Raw genomic sequence first — 26,318 nt, 5'->3', positions numbered from 1 at the left:
CCCCCCCCCCCCCCCCCCCCCCCCCCCCCCCCCCCCCCCCCCCCCCCCCCCCCCCCCCCCCCCCCCCCCCCCCGCGCGGGCGCACCGCCGCCGGCGCCGGTTGGGTGGAGGGCGGTGGCCCGGCCGGCGGGCCGGAGGAGGCCCGGATGGCTACACGTCAGGCGGCGGTCACGGCGGCCGGAACCGCGGCCCTGTGGGCGGCGCTCGCGCTCGCCGCCCCCGCCGCCGCGGCGGCCGAGCCGGAGCCGGAGCGGGCCTGCACGGCCGGCACCGGCCCCTACCAGCGGGAGCTGGAGGCCCAGCTGCGCCTGCCGGTCGACGGGGTCCAGTCCCGGGCCGACTGCCTCGCCGTCCGCGCCTTCCAGCACGAGCACGGGGTCACCCCGGCCGACGGCTACGCGGGCCTCGTCACCCACCGGACGGCCGTCGCCGTCGCCGCCCGCGCGAACCCGAACGCCGCCGGGGAGTGCCCCGTCCGCGGCCACCGGGTGACGTGCGTGGACCTTGCGCGCCAGCTGCTGTGGGTGCAGAGCGGCCGCCGCGTCGTGTTCCCGCCCGTGCCCGTCCGCACCGGCCGCGACGAGGAGGAGACCCGCCCCGGACTGCACGAGGTCTACTGGCGCAGCAAGGACCACAAGTCGACCCTGTACGACGACGCCCCCATGCCGTACGCCCAGTTCTTCGACAGGGGCCAGGCCCTGCACGGCCGCCCCGGCCCGCTCTTCGAGCACGGCGGCTCGGCCGGCTGCGTGAACCTCACGGTGCCTGACGCGAAGCGGCTGTGGGACCTGCTGCGGGAGGGCGACGTCGTCTACGTATGGGGCGTCAAACCCGGCACCGAGGACTGAGGTCCGGGGGCCCGCGCCGGGCCGGGCACTTGGGACGGAACGGTGACAAGACCGTGCTTTTTCGTGTTGTTCCCCTGTGATTACCTGTCGACATGCGCGCGACTGCCCGCGCGCGGGGGACATGGGGAGTACACGAGTGAACCTGCAGCCGATACGCGGCCGCGTCCGCACCGGCCTGCCGGCCCTCCTGCTGGGAGCGGCCCTGCTGTTGACCAGCGCGTGCAGCGGCGGGGGCAACAGCGGGGGCGGCGACGGGAAGGGCGGCGGATCCGGGGGCGGCGGCAAGACCGGCACCGAGGCGTCCAAGGCCGTGGTCAACGTCAAGCCGGACGACGGGGCCAAGGAGGTCGCCACGAGCGGCGTCCTGAAGATAACCAGCACGGGCGGCAAGCTCACCACGGTGACCGTCGCCGACACCAAGGGCAACGCGGTCGAGGGCAAGCTCGCCGCGGACGGCGCGAGCTGGGAGCCCAACCGCCACCTGGCCTCGGCCACCGAGTACAAGGTGCACGCGGTCGCGAAGGACGAGGCGGGACGCGAGTCCGCCAAGGACACCACTTTCTCCACCCTGACCCCCGTCAACACCTTCGTCGGCCACTACACGCCCGAGGACGGCTCGACCGTCGGCGTGGGCATGCCGGTGTCGATCAACTTCACCCGTGGGATCACCAACCCCGAGGCCGTCGAGAAGGCCATCACGGTCACCGCCGAGCCGTCCGTCCCCGTCGAGGGCCACTGGTTCGGCAACGACCGCCTCGACTTCCGCCCGGAGAAGTACTGGGCCGCCGGCACGAAGGTCACCGTGAAGCTCGCCCTCGACGGGGTCGAGGGCCGTCCGGGGGTCTACGGCAAGCAGACCCGTACGGTCACCTTCACCGTCGGCCGCTCCCAGGTGACCACGGTCGACGCGAGTTCCAAGCAGATGGAGGTCGTCCGCGACGGCCAGGTGCTCAAGAACATCCCGATCACCGCGGGTGCCCCGGCGACGACCACCTACAACGGGCAGATGGTCATCAGCGAGAAGTACAAGGTGACCCGGATGAACGGCGCCACGGTCGGCTTCGGCGGCGAGTACGACATCTCCGACGTGCCGCACGCGATGCGGCTGTCGCAGTCGGGCACCTTCGTCCACGGCAACTACTGGGCCTCTTCGGGCACCTTCGGCTCGGAGAACGTCAGCCACGGCTGCGTCGGCCTGCGCGACGTCCGCGGCGCCGGTGACGACAGCACCCCGGCCGCCTGGTTCTTCAACGAGTCGCTGATCGGCGACGTGGTCGTCGTGAAGAACTCCAAGGACAAGCAGATCGCCCCGGACAACGGCCTGAACGGCTGGAACATGGACTGGGCGGAGTGGATCAAGTAAGCCGCTCGCGCACGTAGTCGAAGTGGCCCGGTGCTGTGACCCACGGCACCGGGCCACTTGTGGTTAACCGCCGCTAACCTGACCCGTATGACCATCTCTCTCGAAGTCTCCGAAGGCGTCGGCACCATCCTGCTGGACCGGCCGCCCATGAACGCCCTGGACATCGCCACCCAGGACCGGCTCCGCGAGCTCGCGGTGGAGGCCACCGACCGCGCCGACGTGCGCGCGGTCGTCCTCTACGGCGGGGAGAAGGTGTTCGCGGCCGGCGCGGACATCAAGGAGATGCAGGTCATGGACCACGCGGCCATGGTCGCCCGGTCCCGCGGCCTGCAGGAGGCCTTCACGGCCGTCGCCCGGATTCCCAAGCCCGTCGTCGCGGCCATCACCGGTTACGCGCTCGGCGGTGGCTGCGAACTCGCGCTGTGCGCCGACTACCGGATCGCCGCCGACAACGCCAAGCTCGGCCAGCCGGAGATCCTGCTCGGCCTGATCCCGGGCGCGGGCGGCACCCAGCGGCTGTCCCGGCTGATCGGCCCGTCCAAGGCCAAGGACCTGATCTTCACCGGCCGGATGGTGAAGGCCGAAGAGGCCCTCGCCCTCGGCCTGGTGGACCGGATCGTGCCCGCCGCCGAGGTGTACGAGCAGGCGCACGCCTGGGCCGCCAAGCTGGCGCAGGGCCCGGCGCTCGCGCTGCGCGCCGCGAAGGAGTGCGTGGACGCGGGTCTGGAGGCAGACATCGACACCGGCCTGACCATCGAACGCAACTGGTTCGCGGGCCTGTTCGCCACCGAGGACCGCGAGCGCGGCATGCGCAGCTTCGTCGAGGAGGGCCCGGGCAAGGCCAAGTTCGTATGAGCGCGGCCGTATGAGCGCGGTCGTATGAGCGCGGCCTCCTCCCTGGGGGTGGATTAGCCAGGCCTTAAGGCAGCCTTAAGGGGAAATGGCGATCCACTCGCGGTGATCGCCGCGCGACGCGTTGTCACCGCAGGTCAAATGGGTATCACAGCCCCCTGATTGCCTTGTGCATATGCCGATGCACCCTCCCGGAATCGAAGGTTCCGGGGGGTGTTTTCCTGCGGAACGGCCCGGACGGGCGCATCGGCCGTCCATGATGGGTGCATGGCGGGCCTGGAGGGTGTTGAGCAGCCGCGGCAGCGCATCAGTAGCGCTTCGGCCGTACGGCTCACGGCGGCGCTTGAGGACGAACAGGGTCTCAAAGCGCTGGAGTTGTACGGGAACCCGGCCGAGGCGGAGGTGATCCTGCCCTCCATGCCCGAATCGGCGAGCACGGCCCGGCGGCTCACCCAGAGCGTGGTGATCCGCTTCTGGGGCCTCTCGCCGCAGATCGCCGAGCACGCCGTCCTGCTGGTCTCTGAACTCGTCGGCAACGCCGTGCGCCACACCGGGGCCCGTTCCTTCGGTTTACGGATGCTCCGTCGGCGCGGCTGGATCCGCGTCGAGGTGCGCGACCCCTCGCGCGGGTTGCCCTGTCTGATGCCGGTGCACGAGTTGGACACCACGGGTCGCGGGCTCTTCCTCGTCGACAAGCTGTCCGACCGCTGGGGCGCCGACCTGCTGCCGCGCGGCAAGATCACCTGGTTCGAGATGCGCGTGGCCGACCGCTGACCCGGCGGTCGGCCCTCCGCCCCTCACCCGGTGTGGAGGGTCCGGAAGCGGTCCGGTTCCGCCGGATCGCGATCGGCGACCTGGATCGGCGCCCAGGCCCATTGCCGAACGCCGATGCCCGGCACGCGGGAGAACCGGATCGGCCCGCGGGTGCCCTCGACGGCCACGCGCGGCCACGCCCCTGCGACGGCCGCCCGTTCCGTGCCGTGGGAACGCAGCACCTCGGCGAGGACGGCGATGGTGTCCCAGCCCTCGAAGGCGACGAAGGAGGGCGCCTCGCCCAGCAGCTCGCGGAGCTCCGCCCCGACGCGTTCGCCGAGCGGACCGAGGTGTTCGGGCACGTAGCGCAGGAACGGGATCCCGGCGCCGTCCGCGCCCAGCAGCGCGGCCCATTCGGCGAACTCCGGCTGTCCGGCCGGAGCGCCGATCAGCGTGCCCGCTAGGCGCGGGTCGGACCGGACCGCCCTGACGATCGCCGTCGCCGGCTCCGGATGGCCCGCCAGCAGGAGGAGCGCCGTCGCGCCGTGGTCGACCAGTGCGTCGCACAGGGCCCCGGGGGACAGCGCGTTCGCGTCGAGTTCGATGACGTCGACGCCGTGCGGAGCGAGGTGGTCCCGCAGGACGCGGGTGCCGGTGGCCCAGTACGCGCTCGGCTGGGTCGCCACGGCGATCCGCCGCCGGCCCGTGCCGAGGAGGAAGTCCCCGTAGGTCCGCCAGCCCCGGGACTGGGCGGGGGCGAGGCGTGCGACCCACTCCGTCGGTTCGTCGGTGAGCGCGTCGAGCACCGCCGACGAGCAGAGGAACGGTACGCCGAGGGCGTCGGCCCGGGCTGCGGCGGCGCGGGCGACGACGCTGTGGTACTCGCCGACCACGGCGGCCACGCCCATGTCGGCGAGTTCCCGCACGGCCGCCGCGGCCCGCTCCGGATCGGCCGCGGTGTCGCGGACCAGCAGCTCCAGCGGGTCGCCGTCGATCCCACCGGCGGCGTTGACCTCGCGGACGGCCAGGTCGAGCCCCGCCAGCAGGTGGCGGCCCGCCGTGACCCAGCCGGGCCGGGTCAGTGGGGCGAGGGCGCCCAGACGGACGGGTGACCCCTTCGGGGGCACGGGTCGGGGCGGATGGTTCGCACTCATGACGGTCATTGGATCCACCGCCCGGGGCCGGGGCAACCGTTTATCGCCGGCCCGCGCAGGCCGTTCCGGCACCCCGCGGGAACGGGCCCGGAACGCCAGAAACCCCCTGGCGCCGTGGTGGGGCGATGCGGGGGTTTCATGGGTGCGCCGAGGATCGAAGGGGGTGTGATCCTCGGCGGGCGACTTCGCTCGGGTCAATGGGGAAGCCGTGATGGCGACTATGGCAGACGAGGGCCCGAACGCCAAAAGTCCCAAGTTGGACATAAGTGTGCATATCCTAAGAGTTTCCACCTAAATCCTTGGTGAGATGGGCCACTCACCTCGTAATCCATGAATAAGTATCGACTGCTCTGCGTGAATCGTTGATCACGTAGTGGACGGAGGTGTCGCAGAACCCGGCCCGCGAAGGTCCCGAATTGGGTCAATCATTACCTTCCGGGTCATCCACCCCTTAAATGGGCAGGTGTTCTCACCATCAGGCCGCCGGGCGGCCCTGCGCGCGGGCCTCGCCACACTGGCCGGTCTCACCGCCGGCTGCGGGACGGAGCGGACCGCCGACCGGGGACCCGCTCCCGCCGCCTCGCCGAAGGCCACCGGCGGGGCGACGGCCAAGCCCGCACCGGCCGCCCCCGCACCGGCCCCCCGCCGGTTCGCCGGGCAGCCCGTCGAGATCGGGCACGGCGCGCGCGACCGGCGCCGGGTCGCCCTCACCTTCCACGGCAACGGGGACCCCGCCATCGCCCGCTCCGTCCTCGCCGAGGCCGAGCGGGCCGGAGCCCGGGTCACCGTCCTGGCCGTCGGGAGCTGGCTCGACGCCCACCCCGACATGGCCCGCCGCGTCCTGGACGGCGGCCACGAGCTCGGCAACCACACCCAGCGCCACCTCGCGATCAACGACATGTCCGAGGCGGAGGCCTACGCGGAGATCACCGGCTGCGCCCAGCGCCTCAAGCGCCTCACCGGTTCCATCGGGACCTGGTTCCGCCCCTCGCAGACCCAGTACGCCACCGCGCTCGTGCGCACGCTGGCCCAGCGGGCGGGCTACCCGCACGTCCTCTCGTACGACGTGGACTCCCTCGACTTCACCTCGCCCGGCGCCGCGGCCGTCATCCGCAACGTCACCGGGACGATCCAAGGCGGATCGGTGGTGAGCCTGCACTTCGGCTACGCGGACACGGTCGACGCGATGCCGCCCCTCCTCGAAGAACTCGCGCGCCGCGAGCTGCGCGCGGTGACCACCACGGAGCTGCTGACCCCATGACCACGAACCGCCTTCCACGCAAGGCCACCGCGCTCCTCGCCGGACTGGTCCTCGCCGCCCTGGCCGGCTGCGGAGGATCCGGCGGCAAGGGCGAGCCCGCGGCACTCGGCTCCAACGGGCCGGCCCGCCCGGCCAAGGTCGTACCGGTCGCGCCCCCGGGGCTCCCGGGCATGCCACCGGTGCTCGACCCCAACGACGTGTACGCGGCCGACCGGCCCAACAACCTCTCCCCGGTGGTCAAGGACTTCCCGCCGCGCGTCTACGTGCCGAACACCAACTCCAACACGGTGTCCGTGATCGACCCGGCCACCTACAAGGTCATCGACACCATTCCGGTCGGCGTCCAGCCCCAGCACGTCGTCCCCTCCTGGGACATGAAGACCCTGTGGGTCAACAACAACCGCGGTCACACGCTCACCCCGATCAACCCGGCCACGGGGGAGTCGGGCAAGGACGTCGAGGTGCACGACCCGTACAACCTCTACTTCACGCCGAACGGCAAGTACGCCATCGTGATGGCCTCCTTGGACCGCGAGTTGGTGTTCCGCGATCCGCACACCATGAACCGAGTGAAGACGGTCCCGGTGACCTGTTTCGGCGTCAATCACGCGGACTTCTCCGCCGACGGTCGCTACTTCATCGTGAGCTGCGAGTTCTCCGGCGAACTCCTCAAGGTCGACACCGAGAAGATGGAGGTCATCGGCCAGCAGAAACTGCCGTTCGAGGGAGCGATGCCGCAGGACGTCAAGGTGTCCCCCGACGGGAAGACCTTCTACGTCGCGGACATGATGGCGCACGGCATGTGGGTGCTCAGCGGGGACAAGTTCGACACCCCCAAACTGCTCCCCACCGGAAAGGGCTGCCACGGCCTGTACATCAGTCGTGACTCCAAGGAGATGTACGTCCCCAACCGGGGCGAGGGCAGCATCTCCGTCTTCGACTTCAAGCAGAACCGGCTCACCAAGAAGTGGGAGCTGCCGGACGGCGGCAGCCCGGACATGGGCGGGGTCTCCGCCGACGGCAAGGTGCTGTGGCTGTCCGGCCGCTACAACTCCGAGGTCTACGCGATCGACACCACGACGGGCAAGCAACTGGCCCGCATCCCGGTCGGCGACGGCCCGCACGGACTCGCCGTGTACCCGCAACCCGGGCGCTACTCGCTGGGCCACACCGGGATCTTCCGCTAGTCGGCGGCAGGGCCGGAGGCCCGGCGGCCGGGCATGACGGCGCCCCGGGAGCTCGCACAGCTCCCGGGACACCGGATCCACGAGGGGCGCCCCGCCGGACGCCCCTCGGCTCATGGTCGGCCCGGGGTCACCAGGCCACGGGCAGCCGCTCGGGCAGCCGCTTGATGAATCCCGTCCGCCAGACGAGGTTCTCCGCGGGGACCGCGAGCCGCAGCTGCGGCAGTCGCTCGACCAGCACCTCCAGCGCGATCTCGGCGTGCGCCCGGCCCAGCGCCGAGGCCGGGCAGAAGTGCCGCCCCGCGCCGAAGGCGAGGTGGGAGTTCGGGCTCTCCCGCTCCAGGTCCAGTTCGTCCGGGTTCTCGAACGCCTCGGGGTCGAAGTTGGCGCCCTCCAGCAGGACCAGGACCAGCTCTCCCTCCCGCACCAGGACGTCGCCGACCTGGACGTCCGCCAGCGCGATGCGCGGCAGCCCGTCACCGACGGACAGGTTCCAGCGCAGCAACTCGTCGACCGCCTTGCCCATCCGCTCCGGGTGCTCGCGCAGGTACCCGATCAGCTCCGGCCTCTGGAGCAGCGCGAGCACCGCGAGGACCAGGAACGCCGACGTGGACACCGCGCCCGCGCCGAACAGGGACACCGCGACCGTCGCGAACATCTCGTCCGTCAGGTGCGCCGACTCGGGGTCGGCCTCCTTCAGGTCCGCGAACCGTCCGAGGAGCCCCGTACGCTCCTCGGCCGGCAGCGCGAGCTGCGCCTGCAACCGCTCGGCGAAGTAGCCGACGTCCTTGTACCAGTTGAGCGCGGAGTCGGCGAACGGCTCGCGGGCGGTCATGAACGCGACGTCCAGGCCCGACATCAGGCGACGCCAGTCCTCGAACGGCACCCCCAGCACCTGGCAGTGCAGGGCCGCCGAGAAGGGGTCGGCGAACCCCGCCCGGAGGTCAGCCGGGCCGCCCTCGGCGATGATCAGGTCGATGAGTTCACCGGCCCGGGCGCGCAGGTGCTCCTGAAGCCCCTTCTGGCGCGGGTTGAGCGCCTTCATGACCGCGTTGCGCAGGCCGGCGCTGTTGATGTTGCCCATGTTGTTGACGACCTCGGGCGGGATCGTCAGGGCGTACTGCCGGGGCACCCCGGCGTTCGCGGTGTCCTTGAGGCTGAAGCGCTCGTCCTCCAGGACCTGCTTGGCGAGCGCGTAGCTGCTGACCAGCCAGGCCGGATCCCCGGTGAGGGTACGGACCTTGGCGACCGGCGCCTTCTCGCGGAGCCAGGAGCACTCCTCCGGCAGTACGTCACCGCGCCGCGAGAGCGGGAAGTCGAGGAGCGGCTGTTGCTGCTCCCGTCCGCCCCGGCCCTCAAGCTGCTCGACGCTCATCGACGGTCCTCTCGGTGGTCGCGTGGTTCACGGTGCTCTGAGGTGCCGTGCCCTGCGGTGCGGTGTTGGTCGTGGGCGCGGCGTCCGCCGGCCCGTTGTCCGTGGCGTCGACGGCCTCGGGGCGCACGACGGCGTACGCCTGGTTGCGGGTGGCGCGCAGGCCCCCGCCCCGGGCGAAGAGGAGGTCCGTCATCGGCATCTTGACGTGGTAGGCCGCCACGGAGGACGGCACGTCGAGAATGCTCGGGGTGTCCACGAAGAAGGGCAGCTCGGCCGCCATGTAATCGAAACAGACCTGCAACTGTGCGTCCGTGATGGATTCACCTTCCGGCAACTTGGATCCGACGAAATGGAGAGCCATTTCCTCGCAACCCTTGCGGAATGCGTCATCGGTCTCCAAAAAATGGAGCACGCGTCGGTGCAGAAGTTGGTAGACGGGGTTCGCCTGGAACTCCGAAAGTGCCCTCACTCGGATCTCGGCCTGTTGAGGTCCTGATTCCTCGACGCCTTTGAGAATCCTCCTCCGGACCGCCTTTATCTCTTTCGTCGCGCGCTTCTCCGCATGCTCCGGGGTGTAGCCGAAGGCGGCGAACATCCGGTCGACGTGGAGGTCTGCGTAGACGAAGTCGACCTGCGCGAAGCGGGTCGTGGCCCATCGGGCAAGACTGGACACGCGCTCGGCGCTGAAGTAGCTGTTGCCAGGACTCACGCCGATGAGCACATGGTCGCCGTCTTCCCAGATATGGCGGCAGGTGCGGGTGAAGGGCAGAACTTCGAATGATGCGTCAGCTGTGATCGTCACCTGTGTGATCGCCCTTGTTGCCGCTTGTCCCTGGGAGCCCTGCGCTCCCGGTGTGGCGGCAATGTCTGTACGTTATGCCGTGATCCCGGAGCGTGACAAGTGGGGGCCGGATTTGTTGGCCGGAATTATCACTTCCGCGTTACGGAAGGGTAATTGAATTTGTTTCTGCCGACCGAACGGGACCCGAGGGAGGAGACGGGCCCGGCGGCCGCTACCCTGAGCCGGTCAACAAGCACCAAGAAGGGGTGGACCCAGTGGCGGACATCGAGAGCGCACGGGCGACGTTCGGCAGGTTCGACGCGGACGGCGACGGCTTCGTCACGGCCGACGAGTACAGCGCGGCCATGAAGGCCATGGGCGACGCGTTCGTCACCGGCGCCGTCGCCGACGCCGTCATCGCCTCCAAGGACGCGAACGGCGACAAGCTGCTCAGCTTCGACGAGTTCTGGGCCTCCCTCAACAAGTAGGCCCACGCGCGGCGAGCCGGCCCGCGAGCCGAGCCGGCCCACGCCGCCCACCGCCCCCGCCCCGGCGGGGGCGCGTCAGGCCTTGTCGCCGCCCTCCCGCGGGGCGTCCGGCGCGGTCATGCCGTCGACCTCGGCCAGGGCCTCCTCCAGCCAGCGCAGCCAGAACGTCTCCAGGGCGATGCCCCCGTGCAGCACGAGCCGGCGCAGCCGGTCCTCGACGGCGTCGCGGCCCGGCGGGAAGTCCTTCGTCTCGATGGCCTCGTACGTCTCCAACTGCCCCCGGTGCAGCTCCAGGTGGCGCCGCAGCTCGGGCAGCAGCCCCTGCGGTCCCACGACGCCCGCCGCCCGGATGCGCAGCAGCAGCGGATCCCGCATCGGCTTGGGATCCTGACTCTCGCCGACCCACCGGGCCAGCTCCGCGCTGCCGGCGGGCAGCACCTCGTACTCCTTCTTCCGGCCCCGGACGGGCACCTCGCCGGGCAGCGCCCGGATCAGCCCGGCCTCCTCCAACCGCCCCAGCTCCCGGTAGATCTGCTGGTGGGTCGCGGACCAGAAGTACCCGATCGACCGGTCGAACCGCCGGGTCAGCTCCAGGCCCGACGAGGGCCTTTCGAGCAGGGCGGTGAGGATGGCGTGCGGGAGCGACATGCCGCCATCCTAGGGAGGCGCGGCGCCGCTCAACGCCAGGCGGCGAGCGCCTCGGGGACGCGCGGGCCGGGGGCGTCCTCGTCGAGCAGACCCTTGGCGCGCAGGAAGGCCGTCACGGCCGGGGACCAGGCCTGGCGCAGGCCCGCCGAGGCCAGCAGGTCCGGGTCCGAGAGCAGGGCCGTCGCCGGACCGGTGCGGATGCCCGTCGGGGTGAGGACGGCCGCGTCGTCGGCCCAGCGGACCGCGAGGTCCACGTCGTGGGTGGCCATCACCACCGTCGTCCCCGCCTGCCGAAGGCCCGCCAGGACGTCCAGCAGCCGTTCCTGGCCGTCCGGATCCAGGCCGGCCGTCGGCTCGTCCAGGATCAGCACGCGCGGGGCCATCGCGACCGCTCCCGCGATGGCGGCGCGCTTGCGCTGCCCGTACGAGAGGAGGTGCGTGGGACGGTCCCGCAACGCGGTGATGTCCAGGGCGGCCAGCGCCGCGTCGACCCGCTCGCGGACTTCCGGCGCGGCCAGTCCCAGGTTCATCGGGCCGAAGGACACGTCCTGCTCCACCGATGCCGCGAACAACTGGTCGTCCGGGTCCTGGACCACGAGCTGCACCGAGGTCCGCAGCCGGGTCAGGCCGGTCCGGTCGTACGCCACCACCTCGCCGTCGAGGCGCAGTCCGCCCGACCCGGGCCGCAGGCCCCCGCTGAGCAGCCGCATCAGCGTGGTCTTGCCGCTGCCGTTGCGGCCCAGCAGGACCAGCGCGCGGCCGGGCGCGATGCCGAAGTCCACGCCGGAGAGGACGGCGGGGCCGTCCTCGTAGGCGTAGCCCGCGCCGACCAGCTCCACCAACGGGGTCACGGATACAGCTCCTTCAGTACGAGGGTCAGGCCGACCAGGGAGGTCAGCAGGGCGGCGGACGCCGCCAGGAACCGCCGGGACAGGGCCGCCTCGGGGACGAGCACCCGCAGCGCGCCGTCGTAGCCGCGCCCGGCCAACCCCTCCTGGAGCCGTCCGGCGCGGTCGAAGGCCCGTACGAACGCGGTCGCCGCGAGCCCGGCCAGCGAGCGCCACACCGCGGCCCGGTTCGTGTGCCCGAGGCGGGCCGCCTGGGCGCGGCGGACCTGTGCCATCGAGTCGAGCAGCAGGAACCCGATCCGGTACATGACGAGGGCCACGTCGACGACGGGGGCCGGCACCCCCGCCCGCACCAACCGGGGCAGCACGTCCGACACCGGGGTGGTGAAGGCGAACAGCAGCACCCCGAGCGAGGCCGCCGAGGTGCGAAGCAGCAGCTCGGCGGCGTGCCGGGGCCCGTCGGGGGCGAGCGAGACGAAGCCCCCCGGTCCGCCCACGGACACCAGCAGCGGCAGCGCCCCCGTGCAGCAGAAGCCGAGCGGGACCCGGAAGGCCCGCCACAACTGCCGCCCGGCGACCCCGGCGGGGCCGAGCAGCACCACCAGGGTCGCCGCGGCGACCAGCGGCCCGCCGGGCCAGGGCGGCAGGCACACGGCGGTGACCGTCAGCCCCAGCCCCAGCAGGGCCTTCTCCAGCGGATGACGGCGGCGCCAGCGGCTGCTGTGCGCCGCCACGTCGATCGGCAGCACCGCGCTAGCGCTCCGCGCCGGCCGCGGCCGCCGAACCGGTTACGGCGTCCGCACCGCTTCCGTCGCCGGTCCCGGCGGCCGCGAGCGCCGCGCCCTGGCGGCGCCCCTTGCGCACGCCGAAGTAGTACGCGAGCACGCCCGCGCCGAGCGCCGCCTGGAGGGCGAACAGGGCCGACTCGACCTCGCCCGAAGGGGGTTCGTACAGCGGGGTGAACCAGGGCTCGTAGTCCGGCTTCAGCTCGGTGATGGCCGCCTCCGCCTGCGCGTCGGCGCCCGCGAACGGCTCCTCCTTGCCGTCCCCGAGTCCCAGCGCGAGCGGGAGCACGGCCAGCGCCGCCACCACGAGCAGCAACAGGGTGTTGATCTTCGCGTTCCTGGTCATCGGACCGCCGCCTCCTGCTTCGTCTTGGTACCGGTCAGCCGGGCGACGCCCAGGCGCACCAGGTCGGACTTGCTGGACTGCATCAGCAGCCGCACCACGAGGACCGTCAGCAGGCCCTCGCTGACCGCGAGCGGGATCTGGGTGAGGGCGAAGATGCCCGCGAACTTCTCCAGGGCGCCGACGAAACCGCCGGTCGGGTCCGGGAAGGCCAGCGCGAGCTGGACGGAGGTCACGCAGTAGGTGACGAGGTCGGCGAAGAAGGCGCCGAAGAAGACGGTCACCATCAGCGGCACGTCGAACTTCTTCAGCAGCCGGTAGACCCCGTAGCCCGCCCAGGGGCCGGCGATGGCCATGGAGAAGACGTTGGCGCCGAGCGTGGTGAGCCCGCCGTGCGCCAGTAGCAGGGCCTGGAACAGCAGGGTGATCGTGCCGAGCACCGCCATGATCGGCGGCCTGAAGAGGATGGCTCCGAGTCCCGTGCCGGTGGGGTGCGAGCAACTACCCGTCACCGAAGGGATCTTCAGGGCGGAAAGGACGAATGTGAACGCTCCGGACGCCCCGAGCAGCAGGGTGCTCTCGGGATTGGCCTTCACCTCGCGGGTGAGGGCGCGGACGCCGTGGACGACGAACGGAGCGGACGCGGCGCCCCAGGCGACCGCGTGCAAAGGGGGTAGGAACCCCTCGGCTATATGCATGAGTAGAGAGACCTCTCCAGCACCTCGTGGATGGACGACGCGCCTCGGCCGGTCTCCTGGCTCACGGGTACTGATGCCCTGACTCCGCCTTCCCGGGGCCGTGCGGTCTCCCGCGCGGAACCCAGTGGCTTCCCGCAGGAATGGAGCCGGACTTCCCGATCACAGTGGCGAGGGCCGCACCGGTTTCCCACCGGTTTCCCGAACACCAAGGCCCGCTGACAGTAGTCGGCCGCGCGGACCGGTAACAACCCGGCCCCGCCGGCGGGGGTGACCCGGGTGGATGCGGTCCGATGGCGGGCGGGGACCGGTCGGGCCAGCGTGGGGGAGTGGCTGACGACTTCTTCGACTACTCGGACCTCTCCGCCGTCTACGTGAACTGCACGCTCAAACGCTCGCCCGAGCCCAGCAACACCGAGGGCCTGATCGCGCGGAGCCGCGCCGTCATGGAGGCCGCCGGAGCCCGCACGTCCCTGATCCGGGCGGTCGACCACGACATCGCCACCGGGGTCTGGCCGGACATGACCGAGCACGGCTGGGAGAGCGACCAGTGGCCGGTGCTGTACAGCCGGATCATGGACGCCGACATCCTCGTGCTCTGCGGTCCGATCTGGCTCGGCGACAACAGCTCCGTCATGAAGCAGGTGATCGAGCGGCTCTACGCCTGCTCCTCGATCCTCAACGAACGGGGTCAGTACGCCTACTACGGGCGCGTCGGCGGAGCGCTGATCACCGGCAACGAGGACGGCGTCAAACACTGCGCCATGAACGTCCTCTACAGCCTCCAGCACCTCGGCTACGCCGTCCCGCCGCAGGCCGACGCGGGCTGGATCGGCGAGGCCGGACCGGGCCCCTCCTACCTCGACCCCGGTTCGGGCGGTCCCGAGAACGACTTCACCAACCGCAACACGGCCTTCATGTCCTGGAACCTCATGCACCTGGCCGCGCTCATCAAGCGCGCCGGCGGCTTCCCCGCGCACGGCAACCAGCGCTCCGAGTGGGACGCGGGCTGCCGCTTCGACTTCCCCAATCCCGAGCACCGCTGACCGCCGCCCGGGGGCGGGGGCGGTCGGCGACGACAGGGGGCCCGGGGTGTGCGACACCCCGGGCCCCCGACCGCTCGCGGTCCCGTCAGCTCAGCACACGTTGGGGTGCGAGACGTCCACCACGACCCGCTCCGGGTTGTGCAGGACGGTGACGCCGTAGGCCGGCTTGGTGTCGAAGGCGGCGCCGAAGGTCACGTACCCCTCGTAGTCGCCGGTCATGGCGATGCCCTTGAGCTTGGGCAGGTAGATCTTCTGCAGCCGGGGGCCCAGGTAGACGTTCTGACCCGCGTCGTCGTGTCCCGCTGCGGGGTTCAGGCGGATCTCCAGGAAGTACTTCCCGGCCAGCGGCACGGGCTTGCCCGACCCGTCGTAGACCAGCTTGGGGACGGGACTGACGTTGACCGTCGGGACGTAGCCCTGGAGGTCGATCACGATCCGGTCGAAGGTGCAGTGCCCGCCCCAGCGGGCGTTCACGACGAGCGGAGTCTGGGTTTTGGTGGTGGAGGCGGCAGCCGAGGCGGCGGTGGCCGGACCGGCGAGCGCGAGCCCGGCGGTGAGCAGCGCACCCGTGGCCAGGGCCACGATCCGCCGACGACGAGGACGAAGCAGGTGACGCATGACGTCCCCCCGATTCTTCAGAGACGGGGACAAGGGTGTCACCGGGTAGGACACCCGCCGGGCGCCTACGGTTGCACGCCTGCGCGGCCCCATTTTCCGGCCGCCCGGCGCCCCGGGATCCACCCGGAGGGCGGTCAGTGCGCCAGCAGGGCGCTCACCTCGGCGTCGAGGTCGTAGTGGCGACGCTCCTGCCCGCGCGGGACCAGGGTGCTCATCCGGCGGCAGAGCTCGCGGACGTCCTTGGCACGGGCGGAGACCACGCAGTTCTGCAGCCCGTTGCTGAAGGCGAGGAAGACCCGCGGCTCCGAACGCTGCCGGCGGGGCCACACCTGTATGTCGCCCTCACCCGTGGCGGTGGTCTCCCCGTCGAGCAGGAGTTCCCGGGAGAACACCCAGCGCGCCAGGTGGACCCCCGCGCCGCGGAAGTCCACGGCCAGCTCGTACGGCCGGTCCGTGCGGTAGACGAAGACCCCCTGGAGGGGGACGGACACGGGAGCCGCCTCCAGCCGGAGCGGCAGGACGCGGTGCTCGGTGACGGCGCTGGTCAACGGGTGAGCCTTCCTCTCGAACGGGGTCTTCCGGGTCCCTTCCGGCACGCTAGCCGACCCCCTCGGCCCGGCCGGACGCCGAAGGTCCCGAGCCGGACGGGCCCCTGGACCCGTCTTCGGGTCCCGCGGGCAGCCGTACGCCGATCAGGGCGGAGACCCCGGCGCCCAGTGCGCCGAGCAGCAACAGCGCCGCGCCCGGGTTGACGTACGGGGGGACGACGGCGACGTGGCGGCCCGGGTCGTCGGGGACGTGGCATTCCAGCCCCAGTGGCACGAAGGTCGCCCGGTACTCGTCGACGCGGGCCATCCGGTCCTGCCCGACCGTCTTCAGGCAGGCGTCGAAGGTGGCGCTCTCGTCGAGGAACAGCAGCGGCAGGGCTCCCCACACGTAGAGGCCGACGGCCCCGGCCGTGCAGGCCGCGGCGATCCGGCGGCGGGGTGGTCGGGCGTTGAGCGCGTACGCGAGGAGGCCGGCGGCGGCGACCAGTCCGACCAGCACGACCGTGATCAGGGCGATCGGATTGTGGCCCTCAAATGACCCCGAGGCATGCGGACTTGAAGCCCAGTGCGATGTTTCCACGCTTCCCCCCTCGCCGGTACGCGAGATCGTAGCCGCCTCCTGCGACGCCCCTGCCCCGCCCCCGGTTCCGTACGCGGAAGAGCCCGCCCTCCGGAGGAGGACGGGCTCGTCGGTGCGCGGCGGCGGGCCGCGCGGGCGCTACGGCAGCGGGTTCCAGACCAGCGAGTCGTGAGCGTTGGACTGGCCGATGGCGGTGAAACCGGAGCCGTTCGCCTGCGCGCCGTTGTTCTGGTTCGAGGCGCCGAAGCCGGAGGCGACCTGCTGTGCGGTGGAGGAGTTGCCGGTGTTGCTGCCGCCGACTCCGCTGCCGAGGATCTCGGCGAGGGCGGCGTTCGAGGCGGTGCCCGCGGCGCCGGCCCCGTTGTCGGCCTGTGCCACGCCCGTGAAGAAGGCGGCGGCGAGGGGGAGCGATGCGAGCGCCGCCATCACACGGATGCTGCGGGTGCTTGCCATGGTGAAGTCCTCCAGTACGCAAAACGGCATGGTTCCAAGGCGGTTGGCCGACCGCCGGGTGTGACGTGACGTCGTGGGACCACCCTTGCGTACGTGATCATCAAGAAACCAGCCCAGAACGGCTTGTTCCCCCTCAAGCGTGATCAACTCGATCCAAACGTCGAACCGGTGGCAATTCCGCATACCGGGAATGTCCGGATGGATGATGGCGCGAAGGGGCCCGGCGCGCATGCGCCGGACCCCTTCGTCGTCGTTGCCCCGGTCAGCCCCGGGCGGTGCCGGTCAGCACTCGATGACGTTGACCGCGAGGCCGCCGCGGGCGGTCTCCTTGTACTTGACCTTCATGTCGGCGCCGGTCTCCTTCATGGTCTTGATGACCTTGTCGAGGGAGACCTTGTGGCTGCCGTCGCCGCGCATGGCCATCTTCGCGGCGGTGACGGCCTTCACGGCGGCCATGCCGTTGCGCTCGATGCAGGGGATCTGCACCAGACCGCCGACCGGGTCGCAGGTCAGGCCCAGGTTGTGCTCCATGCCGATCTCGGCGGCGTTCTCGACCTGCTCCGGGGTGCCGCCCAGGACCTCGGCGAGGGCGCCGGCCGCCATCGAGCAGGCCGAGCCGACCTCGCCCTGGCAACCGACCTCGGCGCCGGAGATCGAGGCGTTCTCCTTGAACAGCATGCCGATCGCGCCCGCCGCGAGGAGGAAGCGCACCACTCCGTCCTCGTCCGCGCCCGGCACGAAGTTCGTGTAGTAGTGCAGGACCGCGGGCAGCACCCCGGCCGCGCCGTTGGTCGGGGCGGTCACCACGCGGCCGCCCGCCGCGTTCTCCTCGTTGACCGCCATCGCGTAGATGGTGGTCCACTCGCTGCGGTGCATCATCGGGTCGCCCTCGGTGCGCAGCTGGCGCGCCGTGGAGGCGGCCCGGCGCTTGACGCGCAGGCCCCCCGGGAGGATGCCCTCGCGGGACATGCCGCGCGCCACGCAGGACTGCATGACCCGCCAGATCTCCAGGAGGCCCTCGCGGATCTCGTCCTCGGTGCGCCAGGCCTTCTCGTTCTCCATCATCAGGGAGGAGATCGACAGGCCGGTCTCGTTGGCGAGGCGGAGCATCTCGTCGCCCGAGCGGAAGGGGTACTTCAGCTCGGTGTCGTCGAGCTTGATCCGGTCCTCGCCGACCGCGTCCTCGTCGACGACGAAGCCGCCGCCGACCGAGTAGTACGTCTTTTCCAGGAGCGGGTTGCCGGCCTCGTCGTAGGCGAAGAGCGTCATGCCGTTCGCGTGGTACGGGAGCGAGCGGCGGCGGTGCAGGATCAGCTGGTTGGGCTCGTCGAAGGCGATCTCGTGCCCATCGCCTATCTCCGCCCCCAGCAGCCGCAGCCGGCCGCTCTGCCGGATGCGCTCGACCTCGGCGTCGGCGGTCTCCACGTTCACCGTGCGGGGGGAATGCCCCTCCAGACCCAGCAGCACCGCCTTGGGCGTGCCGTGGCCGTGGCCGGTGGCGCCGAGGGACCCGAAGAGCTCCGCGCGGACGGAGGTGGTCTGGGCGAGGACGCCGTCCTTCTTCAGCCGCGTGACGAACATGCGCGCCGCGCGCATCGGGCCGACCGTGTGGGAGGAGGAAGGGCCGATACCGATGGAGAAGAGGTCGAAGACGGAGATGGCCACTGGCGGACTCCCTTGTCTGCTCGTGGGGTGGGAGGGGGCAGGAGGTGGAGCGGTGGGGCGATCGGAGGGGTGTCGTGATCAAAGGGGCGGATCTGCGGATTTTGTCCGGCAGACGAGCGTAACCCGTGGAGGTGAACGCCTCGGCTGCCGGACGTGGCGGTCAGGCGTGCACCGGCTCGCGTTCCGGTTCCGGCGCCGGGGCGGCGGAGCCGTCCAGCACCGGGTCCGGGCCCGGCAGGCCCGCCCGGTGGGCCTTGACGCCGGCGGTCACGGCCCAGAAGTACGTGACGAGGGCCATGGCCGCGACGAGGGCGATGTCCAGCCCGCCCGGGATGGTGCCCCGGCCGCCGAAGTCGGTGGAGCCGAGCCAGGACAGCAGGGACAGGGCTCCGAGGAAGAAGACGATCCACCAGGCCGGGGCGAACTGGCGGGAGAGGTTACGTTCGCCCTTGCGGGAGAGGACGAGGGCGGCGATCGGGGCGGCCGGCAGGGTCAGCGCGGTGACGATGCCGGTGTTCGGCCACTTCGACCAGTAGAGGGCGCAGGCGGCGAAGACGAAGGTGAGCGGACAGAGGACCTTCGCGGCGGGCAGCCGGAAGGGGCGGGGCAGGCCGGGCTTGGTCCATGGGGAGGGTGTCCGTCCTGACGGGGATGCCGCGTGCTGTCTTTGTTGCGAGCCTATTTGCCACTTTTTGAACGTTTAAGAGGCGATGGGCGGCATCCGCCGAGGACATTGGTCATGAGAAGGGCCCGGCCCTGTGGAAAACACGGCCGGGCCCCCGTCCGTCGGCTACAGCGACGGGTACAGCGGGAACTTCGCGGCGAGCGCCGAGACGCGCGCCTTCAGGTCCGCCGCGTCGTACTCCGGCTTCAGCGCCTGCGCGATGATCTCGGCGACCTCGGTGAACGCCTCGGCGTCGAAACCGCGGGTGGCGAGGGCCGGCGTGCCGATCCGCAGGCCCGAGGTCACCATCGGCGGCCGCGGGTCGTTCGGGATGGCGTTCCGGTTGACCGTGATGCCGACCTCGTGGAGGCGGTCCTCGGCCTGCTGGCCGTCGAGCTCCGAGTCGCGCAGGTCCACCAGCACCAGGTGCACGTCGGTGCCGCCGGTGAGGACGTCCACGCCCACGGCCTTGACGTCGTCCTGGACCAGGCGGGCGGCGAGGATCCGCGCGCCCTCCAGGGTGCGCACCTGGCGCTCCTTGAAGTCCTCCGAGGCCGCGATCTTGAAGGAGACGGCCTTGGCCGCGATCACGTGCTCCAGCGGGCCGCCCTGCTGACCGGGGAAGACCGCGGAGTTGATCTTCTTGGCCAGCTCCTGCGTCGACAGGATGACACCGCCGCGGGGACCGCCGAGGGTCTTGTGCGTGGTGGTGGTGACGACGTGGGCGTGCGGCACCGGGTTCGGGTGCAGGCCCGCGGCGACCAGGCCGGCGAAGTGCGCCATGTCGACCATCAGGTACGCGCCGACCTCGTCCGCGATGCGGCGGAAGGCGGCGAAGTCCAGCTGGCGCGGGTAGGCGGACCAGCCGGCGACGATCAGCTGCGGCTTGGACTCCTTGGCGAGGCGCTCGACCTCGGCCATGTCGACCTCGCCGGTCTCGTCCACGTGGTACGGGACCACGTTGTAGAGCTTGCCGGAGAAGTTGATCTTCATGCCGTGGGTCAGGTGACCGCCGTGGGCCAGGTTCAGGCCCATGATCGTGTCGCCCGGCTTCAGCAGCGCGAACATCGCGGCGGCGTTCGCCTGCGCACCGGAGTGCGGCTGCACGTTCGCGGCCTCGGCGCCGAAGAGCGCCTTGATCCGGTCGATCGCGATCTGCTCGACGACGTCGACGTGCTCGCAACCGCCGTAGTAGCGGCGGCCGGGGTAGCCCTCGGCGTACTTGTTGGTCAGGACCGAGCCCTGGGCCTCCATGACCGCGACGGGAGCGAAGTTCTCCGACGCGATCATTTCCAGGGTGGACTGCTGGCGCACGAGTTCGGCGTCGACGGCTGCGGCGACGTCGGGGTCGAGCTCGTGGAGGGGCGTGTTCAGTACGGACATCGAGATCCCCTGGGGTGTCAGTTGTCGGAGTGGGTGAGCGCGGCGTACTCCTCGGCCGAGAGCACGTCCTTGGGCTCGTCCGAGAGGCGCACCTTGAACAGCCAGCCACCCTCGAACGGGGCCGTGTTCACGAGGGCCGGGTCGTCCACGACGTCCTGGTTGGCCTCGACGACCTCGCCGGAGACGGGGGAGTACAGGTCGCTGACCGACTTGGTCGACTCCAGCTCGCCACAGGTCTCGCCCTCGGTGACGGTGTCGCCGACCGCGGGGAGCTGGGCGTAGACGACGTCACCGAGCGCGTTGGCCGCGAACTCCGTGATGCCGACCGTCGCGACGCCGTCCACGGCGTCCGACAGCCACTCGTGCTCCTTGGTGTAACGCAGCTGCTGGGGGTTGCTCATGACCTGATTCTCCTGGATGCGGGGGAGTGGATACGAACAGCGGTCTTGGTTACTGAGACGGTACGAGACGGCGCCGTACGGGTGCCCGTACGGCTGTCCGTGCCGCGATGCCGTGTGCGGGACTACTTCTGCCGCTTGTAGAACGGCAGGGCCACGACCTCGTACGGCTCATGCGTACCGCGAATGTCGACGCCCACGCCGGAGGTGCCGGGTGCGGCGTGCGCCGCGTCGACGTACGCCATCGCGATCGGCTTGCCGAGCGTCGGGGACGGGGCGCCCGAGGTGACCTCGCCGATGACCTTGCCGTCGGCGACGACGGGGAAACCGGCGCGCGGGACGCGGCGACCCTCGGCGATCAGGCCGACCAGCTTGCGCGGCGGGTTCGCGGCGGCCTTCTCGGCGGCGGCCTCCAGCGCGGCGCGGCCGACGAAGTCGCCCTCCTTCTCGAACTTCACGACCCGGCCCAGACCCGCGTCGAACGGGGTGAGGGAGGTGGTCAGCTCGTGCCCGTACAGCGGCATGCCCGCCTCCAGGCGCAGGGTGTCGCGGCAGGACAGACCGGCCGGCACCAGGCCGACGCCCGCGCCCGCCCCGGTCAGCGCCTGCCACAGCTCCACGGCGTGCTCGGGGGAGACGAACAGCTCGAAGCCGTCCTCGCCGGTGTAGCCGGTGCGCGCGATCAGCGCGGGCACGCCCGCGACGGTGCCCGGCAGGCCCGCGTAGTACTTCAGACCGTCCAGGTCGGCGTCCGTGAGGGACTTCAGGATGCCGGGGGACTCCGGGCCCTGCACGGCGATCAGCGCGTACGCGTCACGGTCGTCACGGACCTCGGCGTCGAAGCCGGCGGCGCGCTCGGTGATCGCGTCCAGCACGACCTGGGCGTTGGAGGCGTTCGCGACGACCATGAACTCGGTCTCGCCCAGGCGGTAGACGATCAGGTCGTCGAGGATCCCGCCGTCCTCCTGACAGATGTGCGTGTAGCGGGCGCGGCCGACGCCGACGGTCGAGATGTTGCCGACCAGGGCGTAGTCCAGCACCTTGACGGCCTCGGGGCCGGTCAGGGTGATCTCGCCCATGTGGGACAGGTCGAACAGGCCGGCGCGGGTGCGCACGGCGTTGTGCTCGTCGCGCTCGCTGGCGTACCGCAGCGGCATGTCCCAGCCCGCGAAATCGGTCATGGTCGCACCGAGCGAACGGTGCAGCGCGTCGAGCGCGGTCAGGCGGGGGGCAGTGCTCATGGGTGTGGCTCCCGGGTCCCAGGGCATGACATGACGAGGACGATCCTCCCCATCTGTCATCGGAACCTGAGAGGTTCGCCGGGAGTTCCCGCGCGTACGGGTCAACTCCACGGTTTGCACCTTGGGTGGAGCACGCTCCGACGACCGTCGGGGACGGTCGTGTCGCGGCTCGCTTTTCAGATCTGCCTCATCCACGCGGTACGGGGCCTGAGAGATTCAAGGGAGGTACTTGCTCCTTCGGCGCCCGGGCACGGCCTTGCGGCCCTGCCGGGACTCTCCCGCGCGGATTCAAGCGGCCGGTATGCAGTTGGTGTCCAGATGGCGCACATCATTGCACGGGACGTCCGGGACCGGGCCGCGGGGCCCGGAAGAAAGCCGAGAGCGGAACCGGGTGCGCCGGATTACCGTCTCTTTACACTCAGTGGGCATGGGGCTCATGCGGCCCCGTTTCGGGGGGAGACGCTGTGCGGAGGTTCGGAGTGGTCACCACGACGGGAACCGTCGACGGAGGCGCCGGGGTCGACGGGGTGCCGGCCCAGCGGGGCGCGGGCCTGGATCCGCGCGTCGTCGTCGAGGGCGTCGGACGGGTCCGTGACCTGCGGGGATCCGCCGTGCGCGGGCCGCAGCGGCTCGGCTGGCCGGCGGGGGACATCGTCGTGGTGTCGGGGCTGCCCGGCGGCGGCAAGAGCACACTGATCAAGCGCGCCGCCGAGGGCGGCGGCATCGATTCCCAGGACGCCCGCGAACGCTGGGAGCGCCGGATGCCGGCCGCGCTGCCCTACGCCGCGTACCGGCCGCTCGTCCGCGCCACCCACTACCTGGGGCTGTGGCGCAAGCTCAGCTCCGGCGATTCCGTAGTGGTCCACGACTGCGGCACCCAGAGCTGGGTACGGGGCCTGCTCGCCTCCGTGGCCCGCCGCCGGGGCGCCTCCCTGCACCTGCTGCTGCTCGACACCACCGCGGAGGAGGCCCTGTCCGGGCAGGCGGCGCGGGGGCGCCGGGTGTCCGCGTACGCCTTCGCCCGCCACCGCGGCGCCGTCCGCCGACTGCTCCGGGAGGCCGAGGCCGGGCGCCCGCCCGCCGGCTGCGCCTCGGCGACGCTCCTCGACCGCCGCTCGGCCGCCGCCGTGACCTCCATCGCGTTCCACGGCTGACTCCGACCGGCCCGCCCGCAGCCGATAGCCTCGGCAGCACATCGGCGCCACACGGAGGGCAGGGGTACATGCAGGGCAGCGGCTGGCCGGCGAACGAGTTGGAGCAGGTGCTCGGGGCGGCGCTCGGGCAGACGGACGCCGGGGAGCGGATCCTGGAGGCGCTCGGGCGCAGCCCGGTCTGGGTACCGCTGCCCGAGGGCGGCGGCCCCGAGCAGGGCAGCCTCAGCCTGCCGACCATGCTGATCGGCGGGGAGGCGTACGTCCCGGTCTACAGCTCCGAGGCCCAGTTCCGGTTCTGCGCGGGCCCCGGCATGGACTTCGTGATCGCCCCGGCCGTGGAGTTCGCCCGCGGCCTGCCCCCGCAGCTCGGCATCGCCGTGAACCCGGAGGGGGCCGTCGGGGTGCCGCTGCCCCCGCCCGCCGTCGCCGAGTTGTGCCGCGCCGGGCGGGACCCGCTCGACGGCCCGGCCACCGGGGGCCGCGTACGGCTCTTCGAGCCCGACTGGCAGGAGGACCCGGTCGACTTCCTGGCCGCCGCCGCCGAGGAGTTCCGCGGTACCGGAGTGGTCGCCGCCGCCCACCGGTGCCTGGCCAGCGTGGAGGGCGGGGCCCCCGAGCTGTACGTGGGTGTCCGGCTGGTGGGATGGGATCCCGAGTTCCGGGACGCCCCGCTGGAGGCCCTCGGACGGGCCCTCACGCGCGTACCGGTGCCCTGGACCGTGCAGTTGATCCTGCTGGACGCCGCCGAGGACCCGGTCACGGAGTGGATTCGTGAGCGCGTACGCCCCTTCTACCTCCCGTAGCGCCGCTTAAGCTGGTTGGTACGTGTGGACGACGGGCGGACGAAGAGGGGTACCGGGTGAGTGCGTCAGGCACGGCCGCGGCCGGGCAGGTCGAGCACATGCTGCGCCAGGTGACTCCCGGGCGCTATGAGAGCTACGAGTCATTGCTGCACGCCCTCGCGGAGGGCCGGCTGTGGATGCTGCTGTGGCAGGGGCAGCCGGGCTCACCGGACGCCCAGTACGGGGGCATGGAGGTCGAGGGCCTCGGCTACGCGCCCTGCGTGACCTCGCCGCAGGAACTGGCCGCGAGCGGCTGGAACCGCGGCTACGAGGTGGTCACCGGCCGGGACATCGCCCGCGCCCTCTACCCGGACCGCTGGGGCCTGTGGGTCAACCCGCACGCCCAGGGCGGGGGCCTCGGCGTGCCGTGGGCCGACCTGCGCAGGATCGCCACCGGTCTGGACCGGATGCCGGCGGGCCCGCTGCGGCTCTCCGAGCCCTCCCTGGAGCTGCCGCAGTTCTACGGGCTGCTGACCCGCCACGCGCACCGCACGCCCGCCGTGCGTTCGCTGCGCCGCGCCTGGGTGCAGCCCTCGCTGGGGTCGGCGTACCTGGCGGTCGGGCTCGACCTCTACGACGCCTCCGCGCCCGCGCTGGAATCCGTACGGGAGATGATGCGGCAGTCGGTGGGGGCGGTGCCCGAGGGGGTGCCGGTGTGCACCGTCGCACTGGCCGACGAGCACGACCCGGTGGCGATGTGGCTGCGCGCGCAGACCCGTCCGTTCTACGACCGGGAGGGTCAGGCGGCGGTCCACTAGCGGGCGCCGGAGGCCGCCGGGAGGCTCCCGGAGGGCTTTCACCAGGTCACCTACAGGGGATTCGGGCAGCTGCCCGCACTCTGGGACGGACCCCTTCGACGGACTTCGAGCCGCCGGGAACCACGGTTCCCGGCGGCTTTCGTCTTGTCCGGATTTCATCCCTGATGGGCGCCCAATAGGCGCACTCCTCCTGCGAGTTGGGCGCGATGTCCGGTTAGGTACCGAACGGCCGGTCTTGCTCCGCTGAGCCGACAGCGGAGTCCGGATAACGGGAACCGATGCGTCAGATCACGGTTGCGCATCCATTCATCTGCGGGTCTGGCGGCTGGTCGAGCGCCCGATGAAGACTCCCCACCCAAGAGCCGGTCAGTCCTGCGGGACCCGGTTCGGCACGTGGACTTCGCTTGTTGTTCCGCACGGCACTTCCCGCACTTTCCGCACTTCAGCTGCTCCGCACCCTGCACTCCGCACGCGTTCTGCGTGTACCACGCACTCCGAGCGCCACTCCGCACCAACGCCGCCACAGCGGCGGGCATGGGCCGGCTACCGTCGGCCGAGAGGGGTCCCCACCACGATGACGGCACCACTGCACGACACGAGCGCGGAAACACCCGCACCCGTGTCCGTAGCCGACGTCCCTGCCAAAGCCATCGAAGGCCGTTCGCCCGGTCGCATCGCCTGGATGCGGCTCAAGCGTGACAAGGTCGCGCTGACCGGCGGCGTGGTCGTGATCCTGTTGATCCTGATCGCGGTGTTCGCACCGCAGATCGTGAGCCTGTTGGGCCACCCGCCCAACGAGTTCCACGAGGACATGATCGACCCGGACCTGGGCACGCCGATCGGCTCCTTCGGCGGTATGAGCTCCGAGTTCCTGCTGGGCGTCGAACCGACCAACGGCCGCGACGTGTTCAGCCGGATCGTCTACGGCGCCCGCATCTCGTTGGTCGTCGCGTTCCTCGCGGCCTTCGTTTCGGTCGTCATCGGCAGCTTCCTCGGCGCGCTGGCGGGCTTCCTCGGCGGCTGGGTGGACGGCGTCATCAGCCGCCTGATGGACCTGCTGCTGGCCTTCCCGCAGCTGCTGTTCACCATCGCCCTGGTCTCGGTCGTCCCCAACTCCCTTCTGGGCTTCGAGGGTTCCGGCGTCCGCATGGGCGTGCTGATCGTCGTCATCGGCTTCTTCGGGTGGCCGTACATCGGCCGCATCGTCCGCGGCCAGACGATCTCCCTGAGGGAGCGCGAGTACGTCGAGGCGGCCCGCAGCCTGGGCGCCGGCCGCGGCTACATCCTGATCAAGGAGCTGCTGCCGAACCTGGTCGCGCCGATCCTCGTCTACGCGACGCTGATCATCCCGACCAACATCCTGACGGAAGCGGCCCTCAGCTTCCTCGGCGCCGGCGTCAAGCCGCCCACCGCCTCCTGGGGAAAGATGCTGTCCGACGCCATCCCCATCTACCAGGACGACCCCATGTACATGGTGGTCCCGGGTATCACGATCTTCATCACCGTCCTGGCGTTCAACCTCTTCGGGGACGGGCTGCGTGACGCACTCGACCCCAAGGGCAGCTGAACCGCTTCTCGATTCACCCACCT

At 71.3% G+C, this 26,318-nt stretch carries 30 protein-coding genes and 2 riboswitches; of the genes, 13 read left to right on the top strand and 17 right to left on the bottom strand.

All coding sequences use genetic code 11. The annotated features are described in order from the left end of the window. Positions 1-146 precede the first annotated feature (146 nt). The 4 genes from NOD94_RS23695 to NOD94_RS23680 all read left to right on the top strand — a co-directional run bounded on the left by NOD94_RS23695 (position 147) and on the right by NOD94_RS23680 (position 3,837). Positions 147-848, top strand: a complete 702-nt coding sequence (locus tag NOD94_RS23695; RefSeq protein ID WP_281208079.1) for a L,D-transpeptidase — start codon at positions 147-149, stop codon at positions 846-848. A 121-nt stretch (positions 849-969) separates the two neighbouring features. After that, complete coding sequence (locus tag NOD94_RS23690; RefSeq protein WP_281208078.1) at positions 970-2,211, top strand: Ig-like domain-containing protein; 1,242 nt, start codon at positions 970-972, stop codon at positions 2,209-2,211. Positions 2,212-2,298: 87 nt separating this feature from the next. Continuing rightward, a complete protein-coding gene (locus tag NOD94_RS23685; protein WP_281208077.1) occupies positions 2,299-3,066 on the top strand; it encodes an enoyl-CoA hydratase-related protein in 768 nt (255 codons plus the stop codon). A 264-nt stretch (positions 3,067-3,330) separates the two neighbouring features. After that, positions 3,331-3,837 (top strand): ATP-binding protein, encoded by a 507-nt coding sequence (locus tag NOD94_RS23680; RefSeq protein WP_319192624.1) that lies wholly within the window; start codon positions 3,331-3,333, stop codon positions 3,835-3,837. A gap of 23 nt (positions 3,838-3,860) precedes the next feature. Here NOD94_RS23680 and NOD94_RS23675 read toward each other — a convergent pair whose 3' ends face one another. Next, positions 3,861-4,970 (bottom strand): ABC transporter substrate-binding protein, encoded by a 1,110-nt coding sequence (locus NOD94_RS23675; protein ID WP_281208075.1) that lies wholly within the window; start codon positions 4,968-4,970, stop codon positions 3,861-3,863. Between the two features lie 463 nt (positions 4,971-5,433). Here NOD94_RS23675 and NOD94_RS23670 point away from each other — a divergent pair, with 463 nt between their 5' ends. After that, positions 5,434-6,231 carry a polysaccharide deacetylase family protein gene (locus NOD94_RS23670; protein ID WP_281208074.1) on the top strand — a complete coding sequence of 266 codons (798 nt, stop codon included), beginning with the start codon at positions 5,434-5,436 and terminating at the stop codon, positions 6,229-6,231. Further along, a complete protein-coding gene (locus NOD94_RS23665) occupies positions 6,228-7,418 on the top strand; it encodes a YncE family protein (protein ID WP_281208073.1) in 1,191 nt (396 codons plus the stop codon). The genes NOD94_RS23670 and NOD94_RS23665 overlap by 4 nt, the downstream gene beginning before the upstream one ends. Before the next feature lie 127 nt (positions 7,419-7,545). Here NOD94_RS23665 and NOD94_RS23660 read toward each other — a convergent pair whose 3' ends face one another. Both NOD94_RS23660 and NOD94_RS23655 read right to left on the bottom strand, forming a co-directional pair. Beyond that, positions 7,546-8,790: a cytochrome P450 gene (locus NOD94_RS23660; protein WP_281208072.1), complete on the bottom strand. Its 1,245-nt coding sequence runs from the start codon at positions 8,788-8,790 to the stop codon at positions 7,546-7,548. Further along, the gene (locus NOD94_RS23655) at positions 8,771-9,592 is read right to left on the bottom strand and encodes a tRNA-dependent cyclodipeptide synthase (protein WP_281208071.1); all 822 of its coding nucleotides are present in this window, start codon (positions 9,590-9,592) and stop codon (positions 8,771-8,773) included. Before NOD94_RS23655 ends, NOD94_RS23660 begins: the two co-directional genes overlap by 20 nt. Positions 9,593-9,846: 254 nt before the next feature. On the opposite strand from NOD94_RS23655, the gene NOD94_RS23650 reads away from it, so the two are divergent. Further along, on the top strand, positions 9,847-10,059 hold the full coding sequence (locus NOD94_RS23650; RefSeq protein ID WP_281208070.1) for an EF-hand domain-containing protein: 213 nt from the start codon (positions 9,847-9,849) through the stop codon (positions 10,057-10,059). A 75-nt stretch (positions 10,060-10,134) separates the two neighbouring features. Here NOD94_RS23650 and NOD94_RS23645 read toward each other — a convergent pair whose 3' ends face one another. From NOD94_RS23645 to NOD94_RS23625, 5 genes are read right to left on the bottom strand one after another with little or no spacing between them, the layout of a single operon-like run. After that, positions 10,135-10,707, bottom strand: a complete 573-nt coding sequence (locus NOD94_RS23645; protein ID WP_281208069.1) for a PadR family transcriptional regulator — start codon at positions 10,705-10,707, stop codon at positions 10,135-10,137. Positions 10,708-10,736: 29 nt separating this feature from the next. Further along, complete coding sequence (locus tag NOD94_RS23640; RefSeq protein WP_281208068.1) at positions 10,737-11,558, bottom strand: ATP-binding cassette domain-containing protein; 822 nt, start codon at positions 11,556-11,558, stop codon at positions 10,737-10,739. Continuing rightward, positions 11,555-12,304, bottom strand: coding sequence for a cobalt ECF transporter T component CbiQ (gene cbiQ, locus NOD94_RS23635; protein WP_281208067.1), 750 nt, complete (start codon positions 12,302-12,304; stop codon positions 11,555-11,557). The genes NOD94_RS23640 and cbiQ overlap by 4 nt, the downstream gene beginning before the upstream one ends. A gap of 4 nt (positions 12,305-12,308) precedes the next feature. Then, entirely contained in the window at positions 12,309-12,686 is a 378-nt protein-coding gene (locus NOD94_RS23630) for an energy-coupling factor ABC transporter substrate-binding protein (RefSeq protein ID WP_281208066.1), read from the bottom strand. Further along, positions 12,683-13,381, bottom strand: a complete 699-nt coding sequence (locus NOD94_RS23625) for an energy-coupling factor ABC transporter permease (RefSeq protein WP_281208065.1) — start codon at positions 13,379-13,381, stop codon at positions 12,683-12,685. Before NOD94_RS23625 ends, NOD94_RS23630 begins: the two co-directional genes overlap by 4 nt. A 28-nt stretch (positions 13,382-13,409) precedes the next feature. Further along, positions 13,410-13,606: riboswitch (cobalamin riboswitch) on the bottom strand. Between the two features lie 101 nt (positions 13,607-13,707). Here NOD94_RS23625 and NOD94_RS23620 point away from each other — a divergent pair. Beyond that, positions 13,708-14,424, top strand: a complete 717-nt coding sequence (locus NOD94_RS23620; protein ID WP_281208064.1) for a flavodoxin family protein — start codon at positions 13,708-13,710, stop codon at positions 14,422-14,424. A 90-nt stretch (positions 14,425-14,514) separates the two neighbouring features. Here the strand turns inward: NOD94_RS23620 and NOD94_RS23615 are convergent, their stop codons facing one another. From NOD94_RS23615 to NOD94_RS23590, 6 genes are all read right to left on the bottom strand, one after another. Then, the gene (locus NOD94_RS23615; protein WP_281208063.1) at positions 14,515-15,042 is read right to left on the bottom strand and encodes a hypothetical protein; all 528 of its coding nucleotides are present in this window, start codon (positions 15,040-15,042) and stop codon (positions 14,515-14,517) included. Between the two features lie 134 nt (positions 15,043-15,176). Next, positions 15,177-15,590: an SsgA family sporulation/cell division regulator gene (locus tag NOD94_RS23610; protein WP_281208062.1), complete on the bottom strand. Its 414-nt coding sequence runs from the start codon at positions 15,588-15,590 to the stop codon at positions 15,177-15,179. Between the two features lie 49 nt (positions 15,591-15,639). Further along, positions 15,640-16,089, bottom strand: coding sequence for a hypothetical protein (locus NOD94_RS23605; RefSeq protein WP_281208061.1), 450 nt, complete (start codon positions 16,087-16,089; stop codon positions 15,640-15,642). Positions 16,090-16,308: 219 nt separating this feature from the next. Beyond that, positions 16,309-16,623 (bottom strand): hypothetical protein, encoded by a 315-nt coding sequence (locus tag NOD94_RS23600; protein WP_281208060.1) that lies wholly within the window; start codon positions 16,621-16,623, stop codon positions 16,309-16,311. A 282-nt stretch (positions 16,624-16,905) separates the two neighbouring features. Beyond that, positions 16,906-18,288, bottom strand: a complete 1,383-nt coding sequence (locus tag NOD94_RS23595; protein ID WP_281208059.1) for an L-serine ammonia-lyase — start codon at positions 18,286-18,288, stop codon at positions 16,906-16,908. A 160-nt stretch (positions 18,289-18,448) separates the two neighbouring features. After that, positions 18,449-18,586 (bottom strand): hypothetical protein, encoded by a 138-nt coding sequence (locus NOD94_RS23590; RefSeq protein ID WP_281208058.1) that lies wholly within the window; start codon positions 18,584-18,586, stop codon positions 18,449-18,451. On the opposite strand from NOD94_RS23590, the gene NOD94_RS23585 reads away from it, so the two are divergent. After that, positions 18,585-18,824: a hypothetical protein gene (locus NOD94_RS23585; RefSeq protein ID WP_281208057.1), complete on the top strand. Its 240-nt coding sequence runs from the start codon at positions 18,585-18,587 to the stop codon at positions 18,822-18,824. The genes NOD94_RS23590 and NOD94_RS23585 overlap by 2 nt on opposite strands. Before the next feature lie 254 nt (positions 18,825-19,078). Here NOD94_RS23585 and glyA read toward each other — a convergent pair whose 3' ends face one another. The 3 genes from glyA to gcvT form a co-directional block, all read right to left on the bottom strand. Further along, a complete protein-coding gene (glyA, locus tag NOD94_RS23580) occupies positions 19,079-20,335 on the bottom strand; it encodes a serine hydroxymethyltransferase (RefSeq protein ID WP_281208056.1) in 1,257 nt (418 codons plus the stop codon). 17 nt (positions 20,336-20,352) lie between these two features. Then, positions 20,353-20,736 carry a glycine cleavage system protein GcvH gene (gene gcvH / locus NOD94_RS23575; RefSeq protein ID WP_281208055.1) on the bottom strand — a complete coding sequence of 128 codons (384 nt, stop codon included), beginning with the start codon at positions 20,734-20,736 and terminating at the stop codon, positions 20,353-20,355. Positions 20,737-20,858: 122 nt separating this feature from the next. Next, the gene (gene gcvT / locus NOD94_RS23570) at positions 20,859-21,974 is read right to left on the bottom strand and encodes a glycine cleavage system aminomethyltransferase GcvT (RefSeq protein WP_281208054.1); all 1,116 of its coding nucleotides are present in this window, start codon (positions 21,972-21,974) and stop codon (positions 20,859-20,861) included. 186 nt (positions 21,975-22,160) lie between these two features. Beyond that, positions 22,161-22,265, bottom strand: a riboswitch (glycine riboswitch). 236 nt (positions 22,266-22,501) lie between these two features. Here gcvT and NOD94_RS23565 point away from each other — a divergent pair. From NOD94_RS23565 to NOD94_RS23550, 4 genes are all read left to right on the top strand, one after another. Beyond that, a complete protein-coding gene (locus NOD94_RS23565) occupies positions 22,502-23,128 on the top strand; it encodes an AAA family ATPase (RefSeq protein ID WP_281208084.1) in 627 nt (208 codons plus the stop codon). Positions 23,129-23,196: 68 nt separating this feature from the next. Further along, a complete protein-coding gene (locus NOD94_RS23560) occupies positions 23,197-23,931 on the top strand; it encodes an enhanced serine sensitivity protein SseB (RefSeq protein WP_281208053.1) in 735 nt (244 codons plus the stop codon). 56 nt (positions 23,932-23,987) lie between these two features. After that, on the top strand, positions 23,988-24,728 hold the full coding sequence (locus NOD94_RS23555) for an enhanced serine sensitivity protein SseB C-terminal domain-containing protein (protein WP_281208052.1): 741 nt from the start codon (positions 23,988-23,990) through the stop codon (positions 24,726-24,728). A 574-nt stretch (positions 24,729-25,302) separates the two neighbouring features. Then, positions 25,303-26,295, top strand: coding sequence for an ABC transporter permease (locus NOD94_RS23550; protein ID WP_281208051.1), 993 nt, complete (start codon positions 25,303-25,305; stop codon positions 26,293-26,295). The last annotated feature ends 23 nt before the right edge of the window (positions 26,296-26,318 follow it).

This window comes from Streptomyces sp. Isolate_45 (assembly GCF_024721315.2).
Classification (GTDB): Bacteria; Actinomycetota; Actinomycetes; order Streptomycetales; family Streptomycetaceae; genus Streptomyces.
The sequence above is the reverse complement of the archived record's forward strand: the minus strand, read 5'-3'. Positions and strand labels throughout refer to the sequence as shown.

Bases quoted from the DNA above. Each gene is read 5' to 3' on its own strand.
- NOD94_RS23690 (WP_281208078.1), top strand. From the start codon at position 970: ATGGGGAGTACACGAGTGAACCTGCAGCCGATACGCGGCCGCGTCCGC.
- NOD94_RS23590 (WP_281208058.1), bottom strand. From the start codon at position 18,586: ATGGCCCTCGTCACGTACTTCTGGGCCGTGACCGCCGGCGTCAAGGCC.
- NOD94_RS23665 (WP_281208073.1), top strand. From the start codon at position 6,228: ATGACCACGAACCGCCTTCCACGCAAGGCCACCGCGCTCCTCGCCGGA.
- gcvH (WP_281208055.1), bottom strand. From the start codon at position 20,736: ATGAGCAACCCCCAGCAGCTGCGTTACACCAAGGAGCACGAGTGGCTG.
- NOD94_RS23625 (WP_281208065.1), bottom strand. From the start codon at position 13,381: ATGCATATAGCCGAGGGGTTCCTACCCCCTTTGCACGCGGTCGCCTGG.
- NOD94_RS23680 (WP_319192624.1), top strand. From the start codon at position 3,331: ATGGCGGGCCTGGAGGGTGTTGAGCAGCCGCGGCAGCGCATCAGTAGC.
- NOD94_RS23675 (WP_281208075.1), bottom strand. From the start codon at position 4,970: ATGAGTGCGAACCATCCGCCCCGACCCGTGCCCCCGAAGGGGTCACCC.
- NOD94_RS23560 (WP_281208053.1), top strand. From the start codon at position 23,197: ATGCAGGGCAGCGGCTGGCCGGCGAACGAGTTGGAGCAGGTGCTCGGG.
- NOD94_RS23685 (WP_281208077.1), top strand. From the start codon at position 2,299: ATGACCATCTCTCTCGAAGTCTCCGAAGGCGTCGGCACCATCCTGCTG.
- NOD94_RS23695 (WP_281208079.1), top strand. From the start codon at position 147: ATGGCTACACGTCAGGCGGCGGTCACGGCGGCCGGAACCGCGGCCCTG.
- glyA (WP_281208056.1), bottom strand. From the start codon at position 20,335: ATGTCCGTACTGAACACGCCCCTCCACGAGCTCGACCCCGACGTCGCC.
- NOD94_RS23600 (WP_281208060.1), bottom strand. From the start codon at position 16,623: ATGGCAAGCACCCGCAGCATCCGTGTGATGGCGGCGCTCGCATCGCTC.
- NOD94_RS23585 (WP_281208057.1), top strand. From the start codon at position 18,585: ATGGCCGCGACGAGGGCGATGTCCAGCCCGCCCGGGATGGTGCCCCGG.
- NOD94_RS23615 (WP_281208063.1), bottom strand. From the start codon at position 15,042: ATGCGTCACCTGCTTCGTCCTCGTCGTCGGCGGATCGTGGCCCTGGCC.
- NOD94_RS23630 (WP_281208066.1), bottom strand. From the start codon at position 12,686: ATGACCAGGAACGCGAAGATCAACACCCTGTTGCTGCTCGTGGTGGCG.
- gcvT (WP_281208054.1), bottom strand. From the start codon at position 21,974: ATGAGCACTGCCCCCCGCCTGACCGCGCTCGACGCGCTGCACCGTTCG.
- NOD94_RS23660 (WP_281208072.1), bottom strand. From the start codon at position 8,790: ATGAGCGTCGAGCAGCTTGAGGGCCGGGGCGGACGGGAGCAGCAACAG.
- NOD94_RS23645 (WP_281208069.1), bottom strand. From the start codon at position 10,707: ATGTCGCTCCCGCACGCCATCCTCACCGCCCTGCTCGAAAGGCCCTCG.
- NOD94_RS23550 (WP_281208051.1), top strand. From the start codon at position 25,303: ATGACGGCACCACTGCACGACACGAGCGCGGAAACACCCGCACCCGTG.